Source organism: Martelella sp. UBA3392, assembly GCF_002358775.1.
In the GTDB taxonomy this organism is placed as follows: Bacteria; Pseudomonadota; Alphaproteobacteria; order Rhizobiales; family Rhizobiaceae; genus Martelella; species Martelella mediterranea.
In genome coordinates, this window is record NZ_DEPM01000100.1 from 1 (window position 1) to 4,455 (window position 4,455).

The following is a 4,455-nucleotide window of genomic DNA, read 5'->3' on the forward strand; positions in this document are numbered from 1 at the left end:
GCAAAACGCATTTCCATATAGAATACGAAAGGAAATGCTCATGAAAATACGCGAAGCGAAATACAATATCGGCGATATCGTCCGCCATAGCGCGCTTCCCTTTCGGGGCGTGATATTCGATGTCGACGCGGAGTTCTCCCGCTCCGAAGAATGGTACAATTCCATTCCGCCGGAAATCCGACCCAAGAAGGATCAGCCGTTCTACCATCTCGTGGCCGAGAATGACGAAAAGGGCTACGTCGCCTATGTCTCCGAGGGCAATCTCGAGCTGGACATGAGCGGCGAGCCGTTGCGCAACCCGCAGGTCGGGGAAATATTCATGGTAACCGACAGCGGCCATCTGGCGCCGCGCTTTGCCAGCACGCATTGAGTGGACGCAAACAGCAAAAAGGCCCGGCTGAGATTTTCAGCCGGGCCTTTTCGTTTGGGAAAGACTGGATATCAGTTGCCCGTGGTTGCGTTCTGCTGGGCTTCCTCGATCTTCTTGCGGCGATCGACGGCCATTTTCTTGATCGACTCGTCCAGGTTACGCTGGCTTTCGACCAGATCGGGCTGGCTGATCGGGTCGCCGTCAAAGGCGGCGGTAAAGCCGGAAAGCGTCAGGTCGACCGGGTTCGGCTGCTGGCGCATGTTGACCGAGGTGAAAGTCACCTTGCCGCCGCGCTTCATGGCGGCAACCAGCGTGTCGTTGAGCGGCGCCTGGGCAATGCACTGCTCATTGGTGCAGATGGCGTAATCGAGCTTCTGCGGCGCGGATGTATCGATCTGCATCTGCACGCCGGCCGGGATCAGCCGGAAGGTCGGCACGGTCACCTGGATCATGGACTGGCCGTTGCCGCCCTGCGGCTGGATCAGGCCGACGGCGGTCAGCACCTGACCGTTTTCGGCGCGGGCATAGTTCTGCACGATGCAAACGCCGCCATTGCCGTTGTCGTTGCAGGTCTTGAACCAGCCCTGCGTGGGAGCCGCGCCAGCCTGGGGCTGGGGCTGCTGTTGTTCCTGAGCCGAAGCGCCGGCGGCCGAAAGGCCCGCAATCGTGAAGGCGCAAACCGCGACACGCTTGATAATACTGGCGCGTGAAAGCATCAAAATCTCTCCTGGTTCATCTGCGTAAGGTCCGGGGACCCTGCATCGCTATTGTTACCGAAATGCGGCAAAGCGTCCCTGTTTCGGGCCTCAACCGCCAGTGTTTCCTCTGATATCGCCACATTGGACGCCAATCTACCCCCTCGGCACCCAAAATTTGCGCGCTGGCGCGATTTCATGGCCGGTTTCGGGGCTATTTCAGCTTTGTCAGCGGCCATGGTACCATTCTTCCACGAATGGACACGACAGGGCGAATCGATGCGCTTTCTTGCTACTCTCCTCCTCTCCGCGGCACTTTCTGGCGCGGCCGCGGCCGAACCCGTTCACGGCATCGCCATGCATGGCGAACCCGCCCTGCCCGCGGATTATCAGCATTTCAGCTACGTTAATCCCGATGTCAAGAAGGGCGGCGCGATCACCTATGGCGTGGTCGGATCGTTCGATGCGCTGAACCCCTTCGTGCTGAAGGGCATGCGTTCCTCCGCCCGCGGGCTGTGGGACGAGGTGCTGGGTAATCTGGTAATCGAGCCGCTGATGCAGCGCTCGCGCGACGAGCCGTTCACGCTTTACGGCCTGCTCGCTGAGAGCGCGGAATGGGACGATGACCGCAGCTATGTCCAGTTCAACATGAACCCGGATGCCAAATGGTCGGACGGCGAACCGGTGACCGCCGATGATGTCATCTTCACCTTCAACCTGTTGAAGGACAAGGGACGCCCGCCCTATAATCGCCGCCTCGCCTTGGTCGAGACCATGGAAAAGGTCGGCGACAACAGCGTGAAATTCACCTTCAACGCCGATGCCAACCGCGAAACGCCGCTGATCTTCGCGCTGATGCCGGTTCTGCCGCAGCATGCGATCGATCCTGAAACCTTCGACACCGATACGATGACGACGCCGGTCGGCTCCGGCCCCTACGCCATTGCCAAGGTCGAGCCCGGACAGCGGATCGTCTACGAGCGCCGCGACGATTACTGGGGCAAGGACGCGCCCTCGATGGTGGGCTTTGCCAATTACGACACGGTCACGATCGACTACTACCTCCAGGATTCGACCCTGTTCGAGGCCTTCAAGAAGGGCGCGGTCGATGTCTATCTCGATGACGACCCCAGCCATTGGGCCCGCGCCTATGATTTTCCCGCCGCCGCTGAAGGCAAGGTGGTGAAGGATGAGTTCCACCCGAAGACGCCGACCGGCATGCAGGGCTTCGTGTTCAACACCCGTCGGCCGAAATTCGAGGATGCCCGGGTCCGCAAGGCGCTGTCCGACGTGTTCGATTTCGAATGGGTCAACAAGACGTTGTTTAACAATGCCTATCAGCGCACGCAGAGCTACTGGCAGAACTCCGCGCTCGGCGCCTTTGGCAATCCGGCAAGCGAAGCCGAGCGCGAGCTGCTTGGCGACGCGATCGACGTGATCGATCCGGCGATACTTGCCGGCGACTACGCCATGCCGGTGACTGACGGGTCCGGGGCCGACCGCAAGGTGCTGGCGGCCGCCGTCAAGCTGCTTGGCGAGGCCGGTTACAGGATCGCCAACGGCAAGATGACCGGGCCGGACGGCAAGCCGCTTGCCTTCGAGATCATGACCACCAATGAGGGCCAGGAAAAGCTGGCGCTCGCCTACCAGCACACGCTGAACCTGATCGGCGTCGCTCTCTCGATCCGCACCGTCGATGACGCCCAGTACCAGAAGCGGCTCAATACCTTCGATTACGACATGATCGTGCTGCTGGCGCCGGGCTTCTGGTATCAGTCATCGCTGTCGCCGGGCGCGGAACAGATCTGGCGCTGGGACAGCCGCTCGCGCGATGTCGAGGGCACGTTCAACTTCGCCGGCGTCGCCAGCGCCGATGTCGACCGGATGATCAATGACATGCTGGAGGCCCGCTCGACCGACCATTTCACCGATTCCGTACGCGCCTTCGACAGGCTTCTGGTCAACGGCCATTACATGCTGCCGCTCTATCACCGCGAGGGCCAGTGGGTGGCGCGCTGGGCGACGATTGAACATCCGACTGAGACACCTATCTACGGCTATCAGCTTCCCACCTGGTGGGACCAGACCGCGCAGTGAGGCCGCACCTCTCAGCGTCACCCTCGGCCTTGACCCGAGGGTCCAGGCGGCGTTCTCCGTATGGCCTGGATGCTCGGATCAAGCCCGAGCATGACACGAAAAATGGATGAGGCTATAGCCAGCAGTCCAAGCGCAGCAATGCGACCCGCACTCTAAAGAAAGGAACGGCATGTCTACCGTCACAGTCGATGCCATTATCGATGTTGTCTGCCCATGGTGCTACCTCGGCAAGGCGCGTCTCGACAAGGCGATCAAGTCGCTGCCCGAAAATGTCGAGGTCGCCGTGCAATGGCGTCCGTTCGAGCTTGATCCGACCGTGCCGCCGGAAGGCGTGGACAATCAGGCGATGCTCGCCGAAAAGCTCGGCAGCGCCGAACGGCGCGACGAGATGCATGCGCAGATAACGGCGCTCGGCAAGGAACTCGGCATCACCTTCCATTTCGACCGGATTCTGGTGCGCCCCAACACGCTCGACGCCCATCGCCTGCTGCTCTGGGCCCATACCGAGAGCATCGCCATGCAGAACGAGGTGGTCGACCGGCTCTACCGCGCCAATTTCGAGGAAGGCCGCAATATCGGCGACCACAAGGTGCTGGCCGATATCGCCGCCGAGGCCGGGATGGACCGGGAAATGGTGGCCAAGCTGCTGGCGAGCGATGCCGACAAGGAGATGGTGCGCGGCGAAATCGCCAATGCCCAGGAAATGGGCGTCACCGGTGTGCCGTTCTTCGTGTTCAACGGCAAATATGCCGTCAGCGGCGCGCAGCCCGTCGAGGTGATGCAGCAGGCGCTGACGCAGCTTGCCGCCGCCTGACCCGCGTTTGAAAGCCTTTCGGGAAATCGTGAAGGCCCGGCTGCCGGTCACCCCGGCTCCGGGCCTTTCGTCGCTCCGGCTTCACCTCGCCAACGAAAAAAGCGGGCTGGGGCGCTTGCTAGCCGAGCTCGACAACGGCTTTTCACCCTATTGGGCGCATGTCTGGGCCGGCGGGCTGGCACTGGCGCATCATATCGAAGCGGAGCCGGATTGCGTCCGTGGCCGGACCGTGATTGACTACGGAACCGGATCGGGCCTCGTCGCGATCGCGGCGGCGAAAGCCGGCGCGCGCGAGGTGATCGCCTGCGATATCGATCCGCTGGCGCTGGAGGCTGCTTCGCTCAACGCCGCGCTCAATGGTGTGGAGATCGCTACGTGCCTTATCGAGCGAGAACGGAGTGGCTCCGTGCTCTCAGAGAACCTCAAGAAGCTCGCATATGACTCTTCCGCACAGCCCCCCAATCTTCTCGCCCCGGAGG

At 61.5% G+C, this 4,455-nt stretch carries 5 protein-coding genes; 4 read left to right on the forward strand and 1 reads right to left on the reverse strand.

Translation table 11 applies throughout. The annotated features are described in order from the left end of the window. Positions 1–40 precede the first annotated feature (40 nt). Positions 41–370: a heat shock protein HspQ gene (gene hspQ / locus B4E36_RS07500; RefSeq protein WP_292059760.1), complete on the forward strand. Its 330-nt coding sequence runs from the start codon at positions 41–43 to the stop codon at positions 368–370. A 71-nt stretch (positions 371–441) separates the two neighbouring features. On the opposite strand, the gene B4E36_RS07505 is transcribed toward hspQ, so the two are convergent. Then, positions 442–1,086, reverse strand: a complete 645-nt coding sequence (locus B4E36_RS07505; protein WP_018063302.1) for an invasion associated locus B family protein — start codon at positions 1,084–1,086, stop codon at positions 442–444. A gap of 258 nt (positions 1,087–1,344) precedes the next feature. Between B4E36_RS07505 and B4E36_RS07510 the strand changes: the two genes are divergently transcribed. From B4E36_RS07510 to B4E36_RS07520, 3 genes are all read left to right on the forward strand, one after another. Beyond that, a complete protein-coding gene (locus B4E36_RS07510; protein ID WP_292059764.1) occupies positions 1,345–3,162 on the forward strand; it encodes an extracellular solute-binding protein in 1,818 nt (605 codons plus the stop codon). A 169-nt stretch (positions 3,163–3,331) separates the two neighbouring features. Beyond that, entirely contained in the window at positions 3,332–3,976 is a 645-nt protein-coding gene (locus B4E36_RS07515) for a DsbA family oxidoreductase (RefSeq protein ID WP_292059766.1), read from the forward strand. A 28-nt stretch (positions 3,977–4,004) separates the two neighbouring features. After that, the coding region (locus B4E36_RS07520) for a class I SAM-dependent methyltransferase (RefSeq protein WP_345900187.1) at positions 4,005–4,455 on the forward strand (451 nt) is incomplete at its 3' end.

Excerpts from the sequence above, each read along its gene's own strand:
- B4E36_RS07505 (WP_018063302.1), bottom strand. The coding sequence starts at position 1,086 with ATGCTTTCACGCGCCAGTATTATCAAGCGTGTCGCGGTTTGCGCCTTC.
- hspQ (WP_292059760.1), top strand. The coding sequence starts at position 41 with ATGAAAATACGCGAAGCGAAATACAATATCGGCGATATCGTCCGCCAT.
- B4E36_RS07510 (WP_292059764.1), top strand. The coding sequence starts at position 1,345 with ATGCGCTTTCTTGCTACTCTCCTCCTCTCCGCGGCACTTTCTGGCGCG.
- B4E36_RS07515 (WP_292059766.1), top strand. The coding sequence starts at position 3,332 with ATGTCTACCGTCACAGTCGATGCCATTATCGATGTTGTCTGCCCATGG.